This window comes from Armatimonadota bacterium (genome assembly GCA_031432545.1).
Lineage (GTDB): Bacteria > Sysuimicrobiota > Sysuimicrobiia > Sysuimicrobiales > Sysuimicrobiaceae > Caldifonticola > Caldifonticola tengchongensis.
Genome location: JAVKGX010000007.1, coordinates 44,136 through 65,834, shown reverse-complemented (window position 1 = coordinate 65,834; position 21,699 = coordinate 44,136). Strand labels below are relative to the sequence as shown.

General features: G+C 68.7%; 19 protein-coding genes. 10 read left to right on the top strand and 9 right to left on the bottom strand.

From position 1 onward, the window contains the following. The first annotated feature begins 4 nt into the window (after positions 1-4). From fabG to QN163_07915, 8 genes are all read left to right on the top strand, one after another. Positions 5-751 carry a 3-oxoacyl-[acyl-carrier-protein] reductase gene (gene fabG, locus QN163_07950; GenBank protein ID MDR5683942.1) on the top strand — a complete coding sequence of 249 codons (747 nt, stop codon included), beginning with the start codon at positions 5-7 and terminating at the stop codon, positions 749-751. 39 nt (positions 752-790) lie between these two features. Next, a complete protein-coding gene (locus QN163_07945; GenBank protein MDR5683941.1) occupies positions 791-1,042 on the top strand; it encodes an acyl carrier protein in 252 nt (83 codons plus the stop codon). 37 nt (positions 1,043-1,079) lie between these two features. Continuing rightward, a complete protein-coding gene (gene fabF, locus QN163_07940; protein ID MDR5683940.1) occupies positions 1,080-2,327 on the top strand; it encodes a beta-ketoacyl-ACP synthase II in 1,248 nt (415 codons plus the stop codon). Next, positions 2,320-3,066 carry a ribonuclease III gene (rnc, locus tag QN163_07935; protein ID MDR5683939.1) on the top strand — a complete coding sequence of 249 codons (747 nt, stop codon included), beginning with the start codon at positions 2,320-2,322 and terminating at the stop codon, positions 3,064-3,066. Before fabF ends, rnc begins: the two co-directional genes overlap by 8 nt. After that, positions 3,063-3,593: an HIT domain-containing protein gene (locus QN163_07930; protein ID MDR5683938.1), complete on the top strand. Its 531-nt coding sequence runs from the start codon at positions 3,063-3,065 to the stop codon at positions 3,591-3,593. Before rnc ends, QN163_07930 begins: the two co-directional genes overlap by 4 nt. A gap of 112 nt (positions 3,594-3,705) precedes the next feature. Next, positions 3,706-4,974 carry a M28 family peptidase gene (locus tag QN163_07925; GenBank protein MDR5683937.1) on the top strand — a complete coding sequence of 423 codons (1,269 nt, stop codon included), beginning with the start codon at positions 3,706-3,708 and terminating at the stop codon, positions 4,972-4,974. 133 nt (positions 4,975-5,107) lie between these two features. Continuing rightward, the gene (locus tag QN163_07920; protein ID MDR5683936.1) at positions 5,108-6,316 is read left to right on the top strand and encodes a cytochrome P450; all 1,209 of its coding nucleotides are present in this window, start codon (positions 5,108-5,110) and stop codon (positions 6,314-6,316) included. Positions 6,317-6,318: 2 nt separating this feature from the next. Beyond that, the gene (locus QN163_07915; protein MDR5683935.1) at positions 6,319-6,543 is read left to right on the top strand and encodes a ferredoxin; all 225 of its coding nucleotides are present in this window, start codon (positions 6,319-6,321) and stop codon (positions 6,541-6,543) included. A 39-nt stretch (positions 6,544-6,582) separates the two neighbouring features. Here QN163_07915 and QN163_07910 read toward each other — a convergent pair whose 3' ends face one another. Then, positions 6,583-7,821 (bottom strand): MFS transporter, encoded by a 1,239-nt coding sequence (locus QN163_07910; protein ID MDR5683934.1) that lies wholly within the window; start codon positions 7,819-7,821, stop codon positions 6,583-6,585. Between the two features lie 278 nt (positions 7,822-8,099). Between QN163_07910 and QN163_07905 the strand changes: the two genes are divergently transcribed. Then, positions 8,100-9,134 (top strand): glycosidase, encoded by a 1,035-nt coding sequence (locus QN163_07905; protein MDR5683933.1) that lies wholly within the window; start codon positions 8,100-8,102, stop codon positions 9,132-9,134. On the opposite strand, the gene QN163_07900 is transcribed toward QN163_07905, so the two are convergent. The 3 genes from QN163_07900 to QN163_07890 are packed head-to-tail and all read right to left on the bottom strand — an operon-like array spanning position 9,046 to position 12,378. Then, positions 9,046-10,173 carry a glycosyltransferase family 4 protein gene (locus QN163_07900; protein ID MDR5683932.1) on the bottom strand — a complete coding sequence of 376 codons (1,128 nt, stop codon included), beginning with the start codon at positions 10,171-10,173 and terminating at the stop codon, positions 9,046-9,048. The two genes, QN163_07905 and QN163_07900, sit on opposite strands and share 89 nt — an antisense overlap. Positions 10,174-10,188: 15 nt before the next feature. Further along, the gene (locus QN163_07895; GenBank protein MDR5683931.1) at positions 10,189-11,190 is read right to left on the bottom strand and encodes a glycosyl transferase; all 1,002 of its coding nucleotides are present in this window, start codon (positions 11,188-11,190) and stop codon (positions 10,189-10,191) included. 6 nt (positions 11,191-11,196) lie between these two features. Next, positions 11,197-12,378 carry a glycosyltransferase family 4 protein gene (locus tag QN163_07890; GenBank protein MDR5683930.1) on the bottom strand — a complete coding sequence of 394 codons (1,182 nt, stop codon included), beginning with the start codon at positions 12,376-12,378 and terminating at the stop codon, positions 11,197-11,199. A gap of 189 nt (positions 12,379-12,567) precedes the next feature. Here QN163_07890 and QN163_07885 point away from each other — a divergent pair, with 189 nt between their 5' ends. Continuing rightward, positions 12,568-13,002, top strand: a complete 435-nt coding sequence (locus tag QN163_07885; GenBank protein ID MDR5683929.1) for a DUF420 domain-containing protein — start codon at positions 12,568-12,570, stop codon at positions 13,000-13,002. A gap of 29 nt (positions 13,003-13,031) precedes the next feature. Here the strand turns inward: QN163_07885 and QN163_07880 are convergent, their stop codons facing one another. The 5 genes from QN163_07880 to QN163_07860 form a co-directional block, all read right to left on the bottom strand. Then, entirely contained in the window at positions 13,032-14,459 is a 1,428-nt protein-coding gene (locus tag QN163_07880) for a class II fumarate hydratase (GenBank protein MDR5683928.1), read from the bottom strand. A gap of 80 nt (positions 14,460-14,539) precedes the next feature. Then, complete coding sequence (locus QN163_07875) at positions 14,540-16,714, bottom strand: AAA family ATPase (protein MDR5683927.1); 2,175 nt, start codon at positions 16,712-16,714, stop codon at positions 14,540-14,542. Then, positions 16,711-17,880, bottom strand: a complete 1,170-nt coding sequence (locus tag QN163_07870; GenBank protein ID MDR5683926.1) for a DNA repair exonuclease — start codon at positions 17,878-17,880, stop codon at positions 16,711-16,713. The genes QN163_07875 and QN163_07870 overlap by 4 nt, the downstream gene beginning before the upstream one ends. Beyond that, complete coding sequence (locus QN163_07865) at positions 17,877-18,554, bottom strand: HAD-IA family hydrolase (protein MDR5683925.1); 678 nt, start codon at positions 18,552-18,554, stop codon at positions 17,877-17,879. Before QN163_07865 ends, QN163_07870 begins: the two co-directional genes overlap by 4 nt. A gap of 77 nt (positions 18,555-18,631) precedes the next feature. Further along, complete coding sequence (locus QN163_07860; GenBank protein ID MDR5683924.1) at positions 18,632-21,670, bottom strand: ATP-dependent DNA helicase; 3,039 nt, start codon at positions 21,668-21,670, stop codon at positions 18,632-18,634. Between the last annotated feature and the right edge of the window lie 29 nt (positions 21,671-21,699).

Genomic DNA, 21,699 nt, shown 5'->3' with positions numbered 1-21,699 from the left:
ACGGATGAGCCTGAACGGAAGGGTCGCACTGGTTACGGGTGGGTCGGGGGCCATCGGCGGGGCCATCTGCCGTGCCCTCGCGCGCGATGGGGCCGCGGTTGTGGTGCACTATGGCACCAACCGCGAGGGGGCCGAACGCGTGGTGGCGGAGATCCTGCAGGCCGGGGGCCGCGCGCGCAGCGTGGGCGGGGACGTGTCGCAGGAGGTGGACGTCGAGCGCCTGTTCGGCGAAGCCAGGAAAGCGTTCGGCCGGATCGACATCCTCGTGAACAACGCGGGGACCCTCCGGGATGGGCTGCTCGTACGGATGCGGCTGGAGGACTGGCAGCGCGTGGTGGACACGAACCTGACCGGGACGTTCCTGTGCACGCGGGAAGCCCTGCGCGACATGCTGCGGGTCCGTTGGGGACGGATCATCAACATCACGTCGGTGGTAGGGATCGCCGGGAACACCGGCCAGGCGAACTACGTCGCCGCGAAGGCCGGGATCATCGGGTTCACGCGTGCGGTGGCGCGCGAGGTGGCGTCGCGGAACATCACCGTCAACGCCGTGGCGCCCGGGTACGTCGAGGCCGGTCTGACGAAGGCACTGACGGAGGAGCAGCGGCGGGCTCTGGTCGCGCAGATCCCTCTGGGCCGTACCGCCACCGCGGAAGAGATCGCGCCGGCGGTGGCGTTTTTGGCGAGCGAGGCCGCTGCCTACATCACAGGACAGGTATTGAACGTGGACGGTGGTATGGTAATGAAATAGAAGGCTGCGCGAAGTTCGGCGACGTTCCAGGAGGCGGCGATGGCATCGACGTTTGAGCGTGTGAAGGCGATCGTGGTGGAGCAGTTGGGGGTGACCGAGGACCAAGTGACCGAGAGTGCATCTTTCGTCGAGGATCTCGGCGCGGATTCGCTCGATGTCGTCGAGCTCGTGATGGCGCTGGAGGAAGAGTTCGACCTCCAGATCCCCGACGAGGAAGCGGAGAAGATCCAGACCGTCGGGCAGGCGGTGCAATACATTGAGGCTCACGCCGGCGCCGCCAAGGAAACCTGACGGGTACGCCGGCCGGCACGCGCGAAACACCCGAACGATGCGACAGCGGCGGGTCGTGATCACCGGGGTGGGTGTCGTAACACCCATCGGCACCGGCAAGGACCGGTTCTGGGACGCCCTCATGGAAGGCCGCAGCGGCGTCCGTACGATCCAGTCGTTTGATCCCAGCCCGTTTCCGACGCGGATCGCCGCCGAGGTCGTCGACTTCGACCCTCTGGCGTATCTGGACCGCAAGGAAGTCAAGCGGAACGACCGATTCGTGCAGTTCGCCGTCGCGGCGACCCGGATGGCGCTGGAGGATGCACGGTTTTCGATCACGCCGCACAACGCCGATCGGGTCGGGGTCGTCATCGGATCGGGGATCGGCGGGGCGAACACCTGGGAGCAACAGCACCGGACACTGCTGGAGCGGGGTCCGGATCGGGTGAGCCCCTTTTTCATCCCGATGCTGATCTTGAACATGGCCGCGGGCATGGTCAGCATCCTCACGGGCGCACGCGGTCCGAACAGCGCCGTCGTCACGGCCTGCGCCACTGGCGGCAACGCGATCGGCGACGCGTTCAAAATCATCCAGCGCGGTGACGCCGACGCGATGATCGCCGGCGGTACGGAGGCGGCGATCACGGCCCTGTCCATCGCCGGGTTCTGCTCGATGAAGGCGATGTCCGAGCGAAACGACGAGCCGCACCGGGCGGTGCGTCCCTTCGACGCGGACCGCGACGGGTTCGTCATGGGCGAGGGGGCAGGGGTGGTGATCCTCGAGGAGCTGGAACAGGCCAGGCAGCGCGGTGCTCCGATCTACTGCGAAATCGTCGGTTACGGCATGAGTGCCGACGCCTACCACATCACGATGCCCGACCCCGAGGGCGACGGCGCGGCGCGGGCGATGCGCGCCTGTCTGCAGGACGCCGGGCTCCGCCCCGAGGACGTAGACTACATCAACGCCCACGGCACCAGCACGCCCTACAACGACAAGTTCGAGACGATGGCCATCAAGCGCGTCTTCGGGGATCACGCGTACCGCCTGGCGGTGAGCTCGACGAAGTCGATGACCGGGCACCTGCTGGGGGCGGCCGGCGGCGTGGAACTCATCGCGTGCGCGCTGGCCATCCACCACGGCCGGCTGCCTCCGACGATCAACTACGAGAAGCCCGATCCGGAATGTGACCTCGACTACGTGCCCAACAAGGCACGCAGCGCACGGGTCCGGGTGGCCCTCTCCAACGCGTTCGGATTCGGCGGTCACAACACCACCCTGGCTGTGCGCGCTCTCAAAGATGGCTGAGACACGCGTCGTCCCGGCGTCGGCGGAGGAACTGGAAAGACAACGCGCCGAGCAGTTGCGCACGCTGTGCGATCGACTCGGGGTCCGCTTCCGCGACCTCGGTCTGCTCAACCTGGCGCTCACCCACGGGTCTTACGCGCACGAGGGCAGGACGGGCCGCGGCGACAGCTACGAGCGGATGGAGTTTCTGGGTGATGCGGTGCTCAACCTCGTGGTGAGCGACCACTTGTACCGTCGGTTCCCCGACCGTCCCGAGGGCGACTTGGCACGTCTGCGCGCGCGCCTGGTCAACGAGCCCACACTGGCGAACATCGCCCGTTCGCTCGATCTGGGGTCTTATGTCCGGCTGGGTCGCGGCGAAGAGCGGGGCGGGGGCCGCGAACGCACGTCCATGCTGGCCGACGTGCTGGAGGCTGTGGTGGGCGCGATCTACCTGGACGCGGGGTTCGGCGTGGCGCACGCGGTCGTCAGCGGCTGGTACCGAGATCTGATGCAGGACCTCGACGAACCCCACGGGGACTACAAGAGCCGGTTGCAGGAGTTCGTGCAGCAGACGGAACGCAGACTGCCGCGCTACCGCATCACCTCGACGGAAGGCCCAGATCACGCAAAGGCGTTCCGCGCGACCGTCGAAGTCAACGGGCGCCTCCTGGGAGAGGGCCGCGGCCGCAGCAAGAAGGAAGCCGAACAGGCGGCGGCGGCCGAAGCGCTGGTCCGACTGGGGCTGCGGGCGCGGTGAGACAGCTGTGGGCGCCCTGGCGCCTCGCCTACATCAAGTCGCCGCCGGCTGCTGAGTGCATCTTTTGCGCCGCGCGCGACTCCGACGCCGATGCGGAGAGCCTGGTGGTGTGGCGGGGTGAGCGGGTCTTCGTGATGCTCAACCGTTATCCGTACAGCAGTGGGCATCTGATGGCGGTCCCGCATCGGCACACGGCAAACCTGAACGCGCTGACGGACCCGGAGACGCTGGGCCTGTGGGACGCGGTGTGCAGGAGCGTGGCCGCACTGCGAGCCGGTTTGGGCGCCGAGGCTTTCAACATCGGCCTGAACCTGGGCCGCGCCGCCGGCGCGGGCATCGAGGACCACCTGCACGTCCACGTCGTACCGCGGTGGGCCGGAGACACCAATTTTATGCCGGTCCTCGCCGACGTCAAGGTGATTCCGCAGCACATCGAAGACACCTACCGCGTCCTGCGGGACGCCTTTGCGTCGCTGGAGGCATCGCCGGCGGGTCGGGGGCAGCGAGAGAACCTGGCACCGCGCTGATTTGCACCGACATCGGCCGTCGCACCCTTCACGGATCCGACAAATTCTCCGGCGACGATTCTGCGTGAGGCTTGCACCATCCCGGGATCATGGTTACGTGGAGGTCGTCTCCGTGCGACGGAGTGCGCTGCTGTGGATAGTGGTTTTCGTGGCGGCGTCGGCGCTGCCGGTTGCGCATGGTGGGCCGGCCAGCGCGGGCGACCGGGCGTACGAGCACGTACGCGTGCTGGCGGGGATGGGACCGCGGGTGGCCGGAACGCTGACCGAGCGCCGCGGAGCCGAGTACATCGCCTCACAGCTGCGCGCCTACGGTTACCATGCCGAGGTGGTCTCTTTTCCGTTTCCGTATTTCGAAACCCGACAGGTCGCTCTCGAACTCAGTGGGCCGCAACCGCTGCGTCTGGACGCGCGGGCCCTGTTCTACTCGCCGTCGACCCCTGGCCCGATCCGCGCGCAGGTCGTAGCCGCCGGACGTGGCCTGCCGAGCGACTTCGCCGGCACGGACGTACGCGGCAGGATCGTTCTGGTCGAGCGAGGCGACATCACGTTCTTCGAGAAGGTCGACAACGCGTCCCGGGCGGGGGCGGTCGCGGTCATCGTGTACAACCACCAGCCGGGGCTGGTGGTCGGCACGCTGGGGCGCGTGACGAGCATTCCTGCGGTGATGATCTCGCAGGAGGAAGGGCAGCGGTTGCTGGGTATGGTCCGGGCGGGGCCCGTCACCGCGACGCTGCTGGTGGACACGATCAACGAGCAGCGACCGTCGTGGAACGTCATCGGGAGCGTGGCCGGTCCCGGGGAGCGCCGGCTGGTCATCGGAGGACACATGGATTCCGTCGAGGGCAGCCCCGGCGCCAACGACAACGCCTCGGGGGTAGGGGCGATGCTCGAGGCTGCGCGGCTTCTGCGCCAGCAGCCCCCGCGGGTTGCGCCGGAGTTCGTCGCCTTCGGCGCCGAAGAACTCGGGCTGTTCGGCTCGTTCGCCTACGCGAACGGCGACCGGATCCGCGGTGTGGTCGGCATGATCAACCTGGACATGGTCGGCGTGGGCGAGCGACTGCTGATCGGAAACGGCGGCGGCGACCCGAGGCTGGTGGAGGCGGGCTTGGAAGCGGCGCGGGCAATGGGCATCCGGATCGAGCAACGCCGCATGGGTGCCAGCGACCACGTGGCGTTCGAGCGCGCCGGCATACCGGTCGCCTTCCTGCACCGTCCCGACGACCCGAACTACCACACGCCCCAGGACACCGCCGACAAGGTCCGGCCGGAACTGCTGGACCCGGTGGTGCGGCTGGCCGTCGCGATTGCCCGATCCGGGGCGGCGGCCGCATCGACCCCGAGCCGTGCAGCCATGGATCTCGCAAGCCCGGCCCGTCGTTGACGCTGCGCACGATCCCGCTCGTCTGCCTGTTGACGCTGCCGATCTCGGCGCAGACGGCGTTGCGCGGCCCCGCGGGATGTACAATGGTCGGGGGTGGCCAGTGCGCGGCCCACGTCGAATGGGGGAGAGGGAGATGATCGTCCAGGACGACCTGCTCGCGCCGGACGTGGTGGCCGATCCGTACACGTACTTTGCGTGGCTGCGCGAGCACGACCCCGTGCATTGGAACGAGCGGTGGGGCGGGTGGCTGGTCACCCGATATGACGACGTCGTGCGGGCGTTCCGCGATCCCGAACGGCTTTCGTCGGATCGGATGGCCCACTTCGTGCGGGAGCTGTCCGAATACGACCGCGAGCGTCTGCACGTCCTCATTCAGTACTTCTCCAAGTGGCTCGTGTTCACCGACCCTCCCTACCATACACGTGTCCGGATGCTCGTGAACAAGGCGTTCACACCCACCAGCGTGGAGCGGCTGAGACCCCGCACGCGGCAGATCGTCCACGAACTCCTGGACGCAGTCGAAGGCAGGGGGCAGATGGAGTTCATCCGAGACTTCGCCTTCCACCTGCCCGTCATCGTGATCTCCGAATACATGGGCGTCCCGCCGGAGGACCGCGAAGCGGTGAAGGAGTGGTCGGACGAGACGTCCCGCATCTTCTTCATCCGGGCCGACGACCCACACCGGCGAGACCGATCGCAGCGTGGTCTGATCCATCTGCTCGAGTACTTCCAGCCACTCATCCACGACCGGCGCCGCAATCCGCGCGACGACCTGATCTCCGCTCTCGTGCAGGCCGAGGAGAGGGGCGATCTGCTATCGGAGGAGGAACTGCTGGCCACGTGCACCGTGTTGCTGTTTGCCGGCCACGAGACCACCACGAACCTGCTGGCCAACGGCCTGCTGGCACTGCTGCGCAACCGCGATCAGTGGGAACTGCTGCGGCGCGATGCTTCGCTCAGCCGGTCGGCGACCGAGGAGCTGCTGCGATACGATGGGCCCGTCAAGGCCACGTTCCGCTGGGCCAAGGTCGACGTGGAGATGGGCGGAAAGACGATGCGCTCGGGGGACCGCATGCTGTTGGTGCTGGCTTCGGCCAACCGCGATCCCGCCAGGTATCCGGACCCCGATCGGGTTGACATCACACGCAGCCCCAACCCGCACGTAGCATTCGGGCACGGCATTCACGTCTGCTTGGGCGCCCCCTTGGCGCGGGTCGAAGGGCAGGAGGCCTTTGCCGCGCTGGCGGAGCGGTTCCCCCGGATGCGGCTTGCCAGCGAGGACCTGGAGTACCATCCCACGCTCGTCTCGCGGGCGCTGTCGGCGCTGCACGTGGAGTGGTAGCGGTGGAGCGCCGGCTGCGCATCCGCATCGACTACGACCGCTGCGTGGGTTCGGCGATCTGCGTGCGGATCGCCCCGGCCGTCTTCACGCTCAACGAGGCCGGCCAGTCGTCGGTGCTGGACACAGCCGGCGATGGCCCGGACAAGATCCTGGAAGCCGCCGAAGGTTGTCCCACGATGGCCATCCTCGTCGAGGACGCGGAGACCGGAGAGCGGCTGTTCCCCTGAGTCCCGCGTCTCGCGCACAGCCAAAGGCGTGGGCTCCCGTCACGAGATCCGATCGTCGGCGGCGTGCGGAAAGCGGCGTGCGACCGCCCAGGCGGCGGCGAGTGCACAAAACGGAAGGACGGTCATGAAAAAGCGGAAGGCCGCACCCGGGGCGGGACCCGGATCGGTGCCGCTCACGTACCCGAACAGAGGGGTCAGCAGCGCGAAGGCCAGTGCCTGGCTGGTGATCGCCAGGCGGGTGATCAGACCGTTGATGCTGTAGTGCAGCGCCTCGCGACGCCGTCCGGTGGCCTGCGCGTCCCGATCGATGATGTACGCCAGGACGACCTCGCTACCGACCAGCACGCCGCCCAGCGCCAACCCCACGGCCGCTCCGGCCGCGACGCCCGTCCACAGATCCCGCGCGGCGGCCAGCGGCAGAACAGCGAGGGCCACAGCGCCGATCCCGGATGCCCAGACGGTCTTGCCACCGCGCCGGGCCGCCGCGCGGCTCCAGGGCACCACCGCAGCGAGGGCGACCGCGAACACCGCAGTGAACAGCGCCGACGTCTCCCGCGCATCCAACGCGAGGGTGTACCTGGCGTAGAAGGCCATGCCGGCCACCATCACGCCGAATGCGGCCTGGACCAGGCCCTGGGCCGCGAGGAACAGCCAGAACGGGCGATTGCCCAGTGTGTGCCGTAGCGCCGCCAGCAACCCGAGCGGCCGGGGATCGGTGGCCAGGCGGTCCTCCGGGGTGGTCGCGAAGACGGGTCCCATCGTCACCGCCCCCACCAACGCATACACTAGCGCCATTCCGCCGAACCCCAGCGTGTCGTACGCCAGCGGCGTGAGCGCTACCCCCGCGATGAGCCCCGCGATCTGCGCACCGTGCTTCCACGCCGCCGCGCGCGCACGTGACCGCAGTCCGCGAAAGATCTCGGGAAACAGGGCCGAGAAGTTCGTCCATACCGCGGTTGCCGCACCCTCGAACAGCAGTACCACAGTTAGCAGATACCAGAACAGCACCTCCTCACGCAGCCCGCCGGGCACCCAGAAGGCCATCAGGAAGAACAGCAAGTAGAACGGTAGGCCGACGACCAGCCACGGGCGCCGTCGGCCCCATCGGCTACGGGTCCGGTCCGACAGATATCCCGTGAGCGGGTCGTTGAACACGTCCCAGGCGGTGTAGGCGATGCGCGCCATGGCCGCCAGCCCGGCCGGCAAACCGAGGACGTCGACGTAGTAGAAGAGCAGGTAGGTTCCGAACGCCTGACTGATCAAGGTGAGGCCGAACATCCCCACCGCATAACGGGGCGCCTCAGCCGGCGCGGCAGACTCCGGAGGCCGTCCCGTCGGGTTGGTGTCGTCGGCAGGTCTCATCGGGCACCGTGCGCGCCTTCAGCATGCCTGATCGGCCAGCGTCGGCCCGACCTTCCAGGTCGGTGAGCCTGAGTTTACATAAGATACATTATGCGTAGTTCAGGCAACGCCGCCCCGACGGGCTCAGTATCGCCTCTTCGAGCGTCTTGCCCGGGATGGTATGCTGTTGGGCTGGGTACGGAGGGCGAGCGATCGTGACGAGCACCACCACACAAGTCGCCGAGCGGCACCAACCCGCGACCCTCTCCGCCCCGCGCCTGGAGAGGTACCGGGGCAACCCGATCCTCCAGCCCACCGACAGGTGGTGGGAGTCCCGGTGGGTCTACAACACGGCCGCCGCGGTGTACCGCGGACGCGTCCACCTGCTGTACCGGGCCCAGGGTGTGGACTGGATCTCGCGGCTGGGGCTGGCCGTCCTGGAAGAGGACGGGGTCACCGTCGCCCATCGGAGCCCCCGACCGGTGTTCGAACCCGCGATCGACAACACGTGGGAGCGTCTGGGGGTCGAAGACCCCCGGGTCTCCCGCATCGGCGACGTCTACTACCTGTGCTACACCGCCGCCTCCCTGTACCCGGCGCTCAAGCCCCGACAGTACAGGCGCCCCTCGGCGTTCTCCGACGAGGGAGTACCCTGGCGTACCCGCATCGCCATCGCCCGGACCCGTGACTTCCGCAACTTCCGGCGGTGCGGGCTGGCGTTCCGCAACTGGGACAACAAGAACGGCGCCCTGTTCCCGCGCAAGATTCGGGGCCGCTACCTCCTGCTGCACCGTCTGTTCCCGGACATCCACCTCGGGGTGTCGTCCGACCTCCACCACTGGCATAACTACGGTCCGCTGATCCGGGTTCGACCGGGGCAATGGGATGGCAACCGGGTCGGGGTGGCGGGCCCTCCCCTGTTCACGCCCTATGGTTGGCTGTTGATCTACCATGGGGTCGACGACCACCGCGTCTACCGGTTGGGTTTGGCGCTGCTCGACCTCCACGACCCGCGCCGGGTCGTGGCGCGCTCGGACAATCCGATCCTGGAACCCGAAGAGCCCTACGAACGGGAAGGCCTCGTACCGAACGTCGTCTTCTCGTGCGGCGCGGTCGACTACGGCGGGCGCATCATGGCCTACTACGGCGCCGCTGACAGCGTCATCGGCGTGGCGTCGGTGCCTCGGGATCGGATGCTGGCCTGGGCACGCGACGCCACCTTGCTTGCCCGGCAGGACGGCGCCCGCTAGACCCCGCGCGCCACCGTTCGACGATCCGGCGGTAGGCGCGGAGGTGTCGCTGGACCATCTTCGACGCGCTGAAGCGCCGGGCCACCCACTCCCTGCACGCAGCGCGAGAGATCCCAGCCGCCCGCCGGACCGCTTCGGTTGCCTCGGCCAGGTCGCCCACCACGAAACCGGTCCGTCCGTGCGCCACGACCTCCGGTACGGATCCGCGCGCGGTGCCGATCACGGGGAGTCCGCAGGCCATCGCTTCGATCATCGTGAGTCCGAACGCCTCCTCGTACTCTACAAGGTGTAGCAGCGCCAGCGCCCCCAGGCAGTAGCGGTTGCGCCGGTCGGCGTCCACCGGGCCGACGAAGCGGACGGTGTGTCCGTCGATGTGGGGGGCGACCTCCAGCTCGAAGTAGTCGCGCTCTTCGGGCGGTACGATCCCTCCGATCACCAGCGGAACGCCGGTCGCCTTCGCCACGGCGATCGCGTTGTGCACGCCCTTGACCCTGGCGACCCGTCCGACGTACAGGAGGTAGTCCCCTGCCCTCTCCGAGAACGGAAACTTCTCGACGTCGACACCGTGGGGAATGGTCGCGACGCAGTTCAGCTCCCCCATCAGGCGGCGTTCGGCACTGCTGAGGGCGATGTAGGGCAGGGCACGGAAGTGCCGGTACAGGACGGCGCTGTCCGGTTCCGCACCTGAGCCGTGCAGGGTCGTCACCAGGGGCGCGGCCACGAAGGGCGCGTAGGACACCACGAAGGATCCGGCGTGGTTGTGGATGATGTCGAACCGGGCGGCATGTTCCAGGCACGAGACCGCGTGCAGGATCTCGTACGCCCGGGACAACCGTCCGAGATCGGGATCCTCCTGCAGCGGCCGCGGTACGATGCTGTGCACGCGCGCGGAGCTGATCGAATCCCCGGAAGCGAACAGCGTGACGTCTACGCCCGCGGCCACCAACCCTTCCGTGAGGACCGAGACTGCCTGTTCCCAGCCGCCGTAGTGGCGCGGGGGGACCCGCCACGCGATGGGTGCAAGCATCGCCACGCGCACGGGTCGCTCCGCTCTCTAGACGAGGGATGCAGCGGTGAGTGCCGCGAGCAGATAGGCCAGGCAGGACTCCGCGCCCCGATTCTCGCTGACGCCGTGCGGACTCAGGCCGTCCCGGCAGGCGCCGTCCTCGTCGACGAGCGGGACCCGGCAGGCATTCCGACCTTCGAACCACTGCACCGCCAGCCTCGCCACCTCGCGGTACCGCTCCAGCCCGGTCGCCCTGTACGCCTCCGCGCACGCCTCCGCCAGCGCGCCGGGGTCCACAGGTTGCTGGTCCCATCGTGCCTTGGTCCCGCCGCGCGGATACCAGCCCCGGTTGCCCACCGGCCAGACCACGCCGTCTTCAATCATCACATCGATCAAGAAGTCCAGGGTCCGCAGCGCGGTGGCGAGCACAAGAGCTCCGGCCGGAACCCTGTCGGCGCTCCTGATCAGCCCGTGGGGCACGCGCGCCAGTTCGTACGTCAGCACGGGTTCCGGCCACGGCCAGGCATCGGGCGCCCGGTCCAGCTGGCGGTGCAGCGCGTCCGCAAGGCTGTTGACGATCTCCGGAAGCCCCGCGACCGCCAGGCCGAGCAACGCGTTGGCTCTCCCGCGAACGCCGTGCAGTTGTGCGGAGGTAGGTGCGGCCGCGGCGACGAGGCGGCCCGCCTGCTCGCGCAGCTCGTGCGGCAGCGAGGATCCCACCACCTCCCCCAGCGCCCACAGACACCTTCCCTGGCAGTCCTCGGAGCGTGCCGCGGGCAGCGGACGGCGAAATGGGGACCACAGGTTGTGGAACCAGCCGTCGGCGCGGAGGGCACGTCCGAGGAAGGCGAGGTAGATTCGAGCGAGATCCTCCTGTCCCAGACGCGCCGCGACGACCAGAGCGCGCGCGACGTCGTCGGCGGCATATCCGCTGGCGGGATCCGGGTCGCGACCCCGCGCGAACTGGATGACGCCGAAGTCGTCCGTCAGACGGCGCAGGTGGTCTAGGCGGATGGACACCACCGGGCGGACCGCAGAGCCTGTGCGCATGACGGATCAGCCGGCCATCTCGACCGCCCGTCGGCCGGCGACCTCTTCGAACAGTGCTGCATACCGGGAGCCGACCGACGGCCACAGCATCTGCCGGGCGAATCGGTATGCCCGCTGCCCCATGCTCTGGCGTCGTTCCGCAGACGCCAGCAGGTTGCGCACCGCCGAGGCGATCGCCGAAGGCGACCGGAACGGGACCAGCACGCCGCGATCGTCCGCCAGCACGTCCTGCGCATATCGGTACGGTGTGGAGACGATCGCGCACCCCGCAGCCAACGCCCAGGAGAGGGTACCGCTCACAATCTGGTCCGGGTTGTGGTACGGGGTTAGGTAGATGTCGGTCACCTGCAGATATGCGATCAGCTCCGAGTCCGCCATGTAGCGGTTCTCGAACCGCACGTGGCCCCCTAACCCCAGTGTCCGGACCCTGTCCAGGAGCATGTTGCGGTAGCTCTCCCCCTCGCGCCGCCGCACGTTGGGATGGGTCTCCCCGAGAATCAGGTACAGGACGTCGGGGAAGGCGGTCGCGACAGAGGGGAGCGCATCGAGCACGTCCTCGATCCCCTTCCCCGCGTTCACGAGTCCGAAGGTGGAGAGCACCTGTCGTCCGCCGAGCCCCAGACGCTCCTTTGCCCGCTCGCGCGGGACCCACTCGATCTCGGGCACCCCGTGCCAGATCACCCTGAGCCTGTTGCGCGCCACCCCGTACCGCTCCTCCATCAGGGACAGGGCCGAGGGGCTCATGACCACCACGCACGACGAACGCCGCGACAGCGCCCGGACGATACGGCGGGCCCGGGCCGGTGGATTCGGCAGCACGGTGTGCAGCGTCGTCACGAGCGGCCGGTCTAGGCGTTCCACGAGTTCCAGTACGTATTCGCCCCACTCGCCCCCGAAGATCCCGAACTCGTGCTGGAGGTTGACGACGTCGACGTCGCTGTGGTTCAGTGCGTCGGCCACCGCCCGGTACTCCTCGGGTGCGTTGTCGTGGATCTGCCAGGCCACCTCGGGCTCGTACGTGTAGCCTGCGGCCTCCTCGTTCATCCCCACGACCCGCGTTCGCACGCCCGCTGCCCGCAGCGCCGCGGCCAGATCGCGGCTGAACGTCGCGATCCCGCAGGCGCGGGGCGGATACGTCGAGACGATCGCGACCGCCAGCGTGTCCGTGTGGCCAACCGAGCGTTCCACGGCGAACAGCCTCCCGCGAAGAATGCACAGCTCCCCGCGCCGGATGCGTTCCGGCGCGGACGAACCGCCTGGGAGTCGGATTTCGACTATGGGATCGATTTCATTATACCATCGCAGGGCAGCACGGGACCTGCGGTGCGGGCTTTGGAGGGCTACAATCGTCGTGGGACTCACCGCGCGGGGGATTTGATGCGACTCGAACAGTGGCTGCCGGCGCTGAACACTGCACTCATCGCCATCAGCGGCGTAGCGGTCCTCACAGGATACGCCTTCATCCGGCGTCGCCGCGTCACGGCGCACAGGCGTGCGATGATCACGGCTGCGGTGTTCGCCGCGCTGTTCCTCGTCGTATACGCCATCCGGTGGGCGCTGCTGGGTTCGAAGCCCTTTGCAGGGGAAGGATGGCTCCGCGGCGTCTACCTGGCGACGCTGGTCACGCACGTGATCCTGGCGACCGCGCTGGCGCCGATGGTCCTCGTCACGTTGCGGCGTGCCCTGGCAGGACAGTACGCAAGCCACAGGCGCATCGCTCGCAAGACGCTGCCGGTCTGGCTGTACGTCGCCGCCAGCGGGTGGGCGGTGTATGCCATGCTGTACTGCCTGCCGCAGGGCTACGGAAGGTGAGCGAGTCTGTTGGCGCGCCCGTGTGGGGCTCAACCTCCGCCGCCTGTCGTGAATCCCGGTTCGGTCATCCGCGAGGGATCCAGGATACGCGCCAGGTCTTCGTCGGACAGCTGCGTCCGTTCGCGCGCGATGTCGCGGATGGTACGGCCGGTACGCGCCGCCTCCTTGGCGATCTCCGCCGCCGCGTCGTAGCCGATCACCGGCGCCAGAGCCGTGGCGAGCATCAATCCGCGCTCCACGGTCTCGGGCCCGCGCGGCGTCGCCCGCAGCCCTTCGACGCACTGCCGCGCGAAGTTTGCGGAGGCGGCCGCGAGCAGTGAGATCGACTGCAGCAGGTTGTGCGCCATCACCGGCATCATCGTGTTCAGCTCGAAGTTCCCCCACTGGTTGCCCAATGCGACGACGAGATCGTTGCCCTGCACCTGGGCGCACACCTGGATCACCGACTCCGCGATCACCGGATTCACTTTGCCCGGCATGATTGACGATCCAGGCTGGACGGCGGGCAGTTCAAGCTCGGCCAGACCTGCGTGCGGCCCCGACCCCATCCAGCGGATGTCGTTGGCGACCTTCATCAGAGCGGTCGCATACGTCCGCAGCACGCCGCTGGTCAGCACGACCGCGTCCAAACAGGCCTGAGCCTGGAAGTGGTTGGACGCCTCCCGTACGGGGATGCCGGTGGCGACCTGGAGTCTGGCGCACACTCGCTCGGCGAACTCCGGGTGACGGTTCGTGCCGGTCCCCACGGCGGTTCCCCCCAATGGAACCTCGCAGAGGGCCTGCTCGGCGTGTTCGAGGTGGCGGAGCGCCGACTCCACGTGGCCGGCATATCCGGCAAACTCCTGACCGAGCCGGATCGGTGTGGCGTCCATGAGGTGCGTGCGCCCGGTCTTGACGATGGGCATGAACTCTTCGGCCTTCCCGCGCAGGGCTTCGGCCAGCCGTTGCAGCGCCGGCCGCAACTGTTCGCGGATCGACAGCAGAGCGCTGAGGTGGATCGCGGTCGGGATGACGTCGTTGCTGGACTGCCCCAGGTTGACGTGGTCGTTGGGGTGCACTCTCTTGCTGCCTCGCTCGCCACCGAGAATCTCGATGGCGCGGTTGGCGATCACCTCGTTGGCGTTCGTGTTGGTCGATGTGCCCGACCCGGTCTGGTAGATGTCGAGCGGGAAGTGGTCGTCCCACGCACCGTCGGCGACTTCCTGCGCGGCCTGGACGATCGCGTCGGCCACCGTGCGGTCCAGCAGACCGAGTTCCGCGTTGACCTCGGCCGCGTACCGCTTGATCAGGCCGAGCGCCCGCAAGAACACGCGCGGAAATCGGATGCCACTGATTGGGAAGTTCAGGACCGCGCGCTGCGTGCTGGCGCCGTACAGCGCATCCGCCGGTACTTCCATCTCCCCTAGAGAGTCACGCTCGGTCCGATACTTGGTCTCCGTGCCGACTCCGTCACTCATAACAGCCTCCCGGTTTGCGTGCAGCCCTCGTGACCAGTGTAACAACACCGGCCAGCAGACCGCCGATGCCGGCACTCCGGTCAGAACAGCCGCGACTGGACGGGGAACTCTCCACGCGGCTGGGCTGGGTCGGACGCGGGCGATGGCGTCGGCCGACCGCCCAGGCGGATGACGTGATCGGCGTGTGCGGCGTACGCGTCGTTGCAGGTGAACAAGAGGATCTGGCGGTCGCGGCTCAACTCCCGCAACCAGGCGATGGCGCGGGTCTGGCGCTCGGGGTCGAAGGTGACGAACGGATCGTCGAACAGCAAGGGTGGCCGCGCTCCGCCCGCCAGCACGTCGACGAGCGCGACGCGCGCGGCCAGGTACACCAGGTCCGCGGTGCCGCGGCTCAGGTCGGGTTCGGCGGGGCGCACCCAACGGCCGGCGTCGGGTGACCAGACCTCGATCTGCATGGATCCCTCGGGAACCCGCAACCTCCCGTACCGCCCCCCGGTCAGGGACTCCAGGAACGCGCCGGCCCGCTGCTCCACAGCGCGGCGCGCAGGGACCTCGACCGCGGCCTTGGCCTGTTCGAGGACCTCCAGGGCCACGCGCAGCGCTTCCCGCCGCCGCTCCAACCGGCTCAGAGTGTCGTGGGCGACCGCCAGCGCCTCGTCGACCCGCAGCAGGTCCTCCTCGTCCGGTGCCCTGGTCAGCTGGCCTTCGAGCATGTCCACGGTGCGCTGCACGTCGCGCTGCTCGGTCAAAAGCGCCTCCTGCTCGCGCTGGATCTTCTGTACCTCCAGGGCGCCCAATCCCTTGTGTCGGGCCTCGTCGCTGTCCAGGAAGGCTTGGTGGGCAGCGAGGTCGGCGGCAAGGCGCTGTCGTTCTTCCCGCAGGCCATCTTCGTCTTGGCCGCGCAGCGCGTCGGCGATCCTTTCGGACAGCGACCTCACTTCGCGCTCCCGTTCCGCGCGTTGCGCTGCGGCTTCCTCGAGCCGCTCCAGGCTGTCCACGCCCAGCGAGCGCATCACGTCCCGCACCTGGGCGCGGGCGCGCGCGGCCTCGGCGCGCAGCCGCTCGGCACGCAGGGCGCGATCCTCACGAATCCGCTCGAAAGCCTCTCGTGCGCGGACTGCCCGGTCGCGCGCACGGTGGGCATGCCAGGCGAACCACCCCGCGCCGAGGCCCACACCGCCCAGCGCGATTGCCAACCACTTCCAGGTCTGCGCGGTCAACAGCGCTCCGGCGACCGCCGCCGCGGCGATCCACCACAGCCACGGTCGCGGTGCGGGGACAGGTCCGGGCGTCTCCTGAATGTCGAAGCTTGCCGCCTGCCGCTCGAGCGATTCGGCGTCGCGGAGCAGGGAACGAAGGCGTCCGAGTTCAGCGGGATCGACCTGCGGTACCGAGACCAAGCCCTCGCGTGCCCGGTCGAGGGCTTCCCGCAGCGCCCCCACGTGGTCGAGCTTCGCCTGGATCTCCTGCATCCGTGCCCGGATGCGGTCCGCCTGCTCCACACTGTGTTGGATGCGTCGGTTGAGGTCCAACAGGGCCGTGCGGTCTGCCAGGGCGTCGGCGATCTCCCGCAGGCGCGCGTGCCCAGCGTCCCGTTGCTCCCGGGCGCGCTGAGCCTCGCGCAGTTCCCGCTCGATGCGTTCGCGCTCGGCGGTGAGTTCTTGGACCCGCCGGCGCACTCTGGCGATCCTGCCGGGGTTGGCCGCCTGACGGGATTCGCCGCGCTCCAGTTCGTTGAGAACCGCCCGGAGCCGCTGGATCGCCCTGGCGGCGTCCTCGTCGGCGCCGCTGATGATCCGGCTCAGCTGCGAGGCGATGTCCCCTCCCTCCTGCTCCAGCCGCGCCAGGTCGGCCTGCCCGACGTGTGCCGTGGCTTCGAACACGTCCTTGCGCTCCAGCCCGAGGGCCCGTCCGATCGCCTCTTGGACCACCTTGTTCTTCTCCCACCTCCCCCGGTCGCCCATTAGGGCCACACGCCTGCCGCCGAAGTCCTTTATGACCCGGAACGCCCCTTCTGGCACTTCGAAGTCGAGTTCTACGACCGCCTCGTCCGTCTGCCCCCAACTGCGGAGACTGTCGCGCAGAGATTCCGACCGGGTCTCGGCGTTCTCGAACAAGGCCACGCGGATCGCGTCGCGGATCGCGGACTTGCCGGCCTCGTTGGGGCCGACGACGACGTTCAGCCCGCGGGTGAACTCGTAGTCCGCGTCGCCGTGGCGCCGGAAGTTCCTCAGACGCAGGGCCCGCAGGATCACGGCCCCACCTCCTTGCCCTGTAGGGCCGCCACACCGATCTGAAGTGCCTCTTCCAACAGCGCACGCCGCTCGGGGGGTGCCTGCTCGATCTGCTGGCCCATGCGGCGGACGAACTCCCCCAGCACGGTCGTCGCCTCGAAGCGGTCGAGCTCTTCGGGGTCCAGCCGCGGATGCGAGACGTCGGCGATGCGCAGCCGGAAGAACCGGTCCGCGAACTCCCGTTCCAGGGCATCCACCGGAAGGGTGTGGTCCACCGGACGCAGACCCCGGATCCGCAGGTCCAGCACCGTGTCTGGATCCGCCCACTCTTCGAGCAGGGTCCGCAACGCCTCCTCGTTCACATCGGCAGCATCGGCGGACTCCCGGCGCAGGATGCGCCGCCCGACCCGGACCGGCTCCACGGTTGCCGCACCGGGCCGATGGAGGGTCACCAGCAGCACGTGGCCGCTGCCCGGCTGGTCGATGTTCAGGAGTTCTGGGGCGCCCGCGTACCACGCCGCCTGCGGGGGCGGGTGCACCTCCTGTGCCGAGTGCCAGTCCCCCAGGGCCAGGTAGTCCAGTCCGAGCAAACGGATCTGTTCCGGTCGGATCGCGTCGGGCCGCTCGGACTGGCCGCCTCGGTACGCACTCCCGTGGGCCATCCCGACCGCGAACGTCGTCACCCGTCGGGGTTCCCAGTCGGCGAGCGGACTGCGCCCGGCCCCCGGCCGCGGCGAGCAGCCGGTGACGCTGAGGTCCAGATCCTCCAGGACCACCGTCTGTAGCTCCTCGCCAAACACCGTCACGCCGGCGATGCGCTCGCGAAACTGCGGATGGACCCAGACACTGTCGGTTCCCCCGTCGTGGTTCCCCCAGGTCGCGAAGACCCGGATACCCGCGGCCAGCAGCCTCCGGAGCTGCTCCCCGGCAAACTCCACGAGGGCACGCGGCGGGTGCGGGCAATCGAACAGGTCCCCAGCGATCAGCACGACCTGGCATCCCTGCTCGAGCGCCAGGTCGACACAGCGTGCGAAGGTGCGCCGGATCTGCTCCCGCTGCTCGGCACCGCGGTCGCCCAGTACCCTGAGCGGAGCTCCGAGGTGCACGTCGGCCACGTGCAGAAGGCGCATCGGCCCCGGCATGGCGGGCGGCGCCGGCATCGGCGCGCCACCGGGTGGGCGGTTCACCGTGCCTCCAGCCGGTCCAACACGGCCGGCAGTTCACGCAGGTTGCGGATCAGATCACAGTCCACGTCATGGTACAGACGATCCCGATCCAGCAGAACCGGATGCACCCCGGCCGCCCGGGCACCTTGCACGTCGGCTTCGTACGAGTCACCCACGTGCACCGCTGCTGACGGCGCGACGCCCACCCGGTCCAGGGCGATGTGGAAGATGCGCGGGTCGGGCTTGGCGGCGCCGACCGCCGCGGACGCGACCACGGCGTCGAACCGACCGTCCAGACCTGCGCGGGCAAGGACCTCCGGGAGATCCAGTTCCCAGTTCGACACCACCGCAAGACGCAGTCCCCGCCTGCGCAGGCGCTCGAGGACTTCGGGGACTTCCTCGTAGGCCCTGTACTGGGGTCGCACCTCGGCCAGGATCCGGTGCATGCGGTCGGCGATCGCATCCTCGTGGCCGGGGATCTCGAGGTTCGCCACCATCTCGCGCAGGAACTGCCGCCACGTCTCGGGGGTGAACTGCTCGGGGGGGATGTGGCTGAGTGCGTCGCTGGCGCGCGCATAGGCCTTCTGCAACGCCTCGCGATCCAGCGTCACGTCGAAAGCCCCGAGCGCCTCCTCCCACACGTCGAACCACGAGGGCCTCCCTTCGATGATCGTGTGCCCCGCGTCCAACAACACCGCTCGGACCGCGTGCGGTCGCCCGGATGTGGCTGCTGGCCCAGTGGACCCCGGCTCACGATCGCCGACCACGTCGTTCAATCCCCCTTTGCCGTGTACGGACAGATCGCCGAGAACGCGCAGTGTCGGCAGGCCCGGAACCAGTCGGGCGTGGCGACGAAGTCGCCGCGCCGGATACCGTCGGCCACCCGATCGATCGCGTCCGCAGCATCGGCGACCCATGAGGGCTCCGGAGCCAGCGACCCAACGACGACGCCGCCCGGCCCCAAAAAGTGCATCTCCAGACGGTCGGGCAGCTTTCCGTAGACCTCGTTGTAGGCCATCGCGTACAGACGCAGCTGCAGGCTGTCCCGGACGCGCTCGTCGGCCCGATCCGGCTCTCGGACGTCCGAGGTCTTGAAGTCCACGACGCACACCTCGCCGTCGCGGACGTCGACCCGGTCCCAGCGCCCGCGCACACGGGTGTTGCCCCGGACGAACGAGAACGGGGCCTCAACCATCGTCGGGACGGTGCCCGCCGACGCCTGGTGCTCGTAGAAGGCCGCCAGAACCGCGCGACCCTCGGCCATTCGGCGCTCTTCGTGCTCGCGGCTGATGAAACCCTCGTTCACCCACACCTTCTCGAAGTAGGCGATCAGCTCGTCGAGCGTGATCGCCTGACGGCGCGCGCGCCGCCGGTTGTACTCCCGGACCGCCTCGTGGATCGCGAAGCCGTAGGCCACGCGGTGATCGCGGGTCACGGGGACGCGCAGAATGTGCGCGTACTTGAACTTCAGCGGACACGTCTGGTAGTCGTCCAGCTGCCGGAAGGAGACGCTGACGACACCGTCCGATGGCACGATGCCCTCCAGCGCCAGCGGCTCACCGGCCGGCGGTGCGTGCCGATGGATCTGCTCGGCCGCCGATGCCCGGAAGGGCTGCTGTGACCCCGCGGGGACATCCAAGGCTTCGAGCACGAAGCGGCTGACCTTGCGGGGTCGCAGCCCCCCGTAGTCGCGGGCGCTGGTGAGGTACAGCTCACGCCGGGCGCGCGTCATCGCCACGTAGAACAACCTCCGCTCCTCCTGGAGGTGGTGGTCGCCCTCGGGCAGGACATCCCGGATGAGTGTGTCCGGCAACTCGATGGGATCTGCGCGCCGTCCCAGGGGGAAGCGGCGGTCCACACACGAAACGACGAACACTACAGGGAACTCCAGTCCCTTGGCCTTGTGGACGGTCAGCACCTGCACGGCGTCGGCATCCGGATCGGCTTCCGCCACCGCCGGGTCGTCGCCGGCCTGGATCCGCTCGTCGATGTGGCGCAGGAACTCCACGGCCCGGTCGTAGCGCAGCAGGGGTGCGGTGCGGGCGACGATGTCAAACAAGCGCGCCAGGTTGCGTACGCGCATCTCGTCGTTGGGGTTCCCCGAGGACGCGAGGCGCTTGACGTAGCCCGTCCGCTCGACCAGGTATTCGTAGAGTACGCGGCCCGTCGGGTGTGCGGCGCTACGCTCGCGCATCGCTTCCAGGTCTGCCAGCATCTTCTCGATGGCGGCGCGGCTTTCGGGGGACACCTCGGCGCTGAGGTCTTGCGCATCCAAGTTGCGGAAGACCCACTCCAGCGATCGGTTCTTCTGCCGGGCGGTCGCCAGGCAGCGCGCCATGTCCGTGGCGCCGACGGCGTACAAAGGCGACGTGCCCAGGTAGTACAGGCTGAGGCTGTCCTGCGGGTCGGCGAGCACGCGGAGGAAGGCGAGCACCAGCCGGATCTCCTCGCGGTCGTACAACCCACGGCTGCCGCTGAACTGGAACGGAATCCCCCGCATGTTCAGCGCCCGCAGGAAGGGCTCGGCGTCGTTGTTGGCACGGACGAGGATCGCCACGTCGCGGTAATGCCATTCGCCCGCTTCCACGCGGTCTGCGATTCGGGCGGCGACCGCGTCGGCCTCCGTGCTGAGCGTGTCGAAGTGCAGGTGTTCGGGCAAAGGCCCCTGTGGCCGATCGGCGATCAGGCGCTTGTCGACGTCCTCGCGTACTTCCAGCCGGTCGGGGTCGTTGTGGCGGATCAGCCGGTAGGCCGCGTCGAGGATGGCCTGACCGCTGCGGTAGTTGCGCAGCAGGACGATCTTGTGGGCGTCGGGGTAGGTGCGCGCGAAGTCCAGGATGTTGCTGATGGCTGCTCCCCGCCACTTGTAGATGGCCTGGTCATCGTCGCCGACCACGGTGACGTTCCGATGGCGGGCGGCCAGGAGCTTGACGATCTCGAACTGCGCGTGGTTGGTGTCCTGGAACTCATCGACCAGGATGTAGCGGAAGCGCTCCTGGTAGGGTCGCAGCGCGGCCGGATGGTCTCGGAACAGCCGAAGCGTCAGGGTGATCAGGTCGCCGAAGTCCACCAGGCCGCGCTCCCCCAGCAGCCTCTGGTACGCGGCGTAGGCTTGGGCCAGCTCCATCTGCCGGTCCGCCTCTCGCTGCATCTCCTCGTCGCCGGGATTCTGGGTGGCCTGCGCCGCCACCGCCTCCGCGTACTGGAGGTAGTCGGACGGCGAGACGGCCTCGTCCTTGGCCCGGCTGAACAGCGAGACCAGCGCCTGGAGGTGCCGCGTGGGATCCCCCAGAGGCCGGTAGATCCGCAGCGGAAGCTCGAAGAGATTTTCCCGCAAGAACAGCACCTGCTCGGCGCGGTCCAAGACCCGGAAGTCGGGGGGCAGCCCCAGCACCAGGGCGTTGTCCCGGAGCACGCGTTCTCCGAACGCGTGGAAGGTGGAGATCCAGATGTCCGTATAGCCGTAGGGGACGAGTACGTCGACGCGCTCTTCCATCTCGGCGGCGGCCTTGTCCGTGAACGTCAGCGCGAGGATCTCCGACGGGCGTGCGCGCTTGCTGGTGATCAGGTAGGCGATCCGACGGGTGATCACGGCGGTCTTCCCGGTACCGGCCCCGGCGATGATCAGCAGGGGGCCGCTATCCCACGCCACCGCGCGGCGCTGCTCATCGTTCAACCCGTCCACGACGCGCTCGATCGGAGATGTCGGAACTTGGGGGGCCGTATCGAGCGTGAGTGCGATCTGGAGGCTCGCCCGCACTGCCCGGGCCGCGGTCCCGGTTGCGGAACGGTTCGGCGCATGCTGCTTCATCGAAGGGCCTCGGTCTCCAAGACCACGGT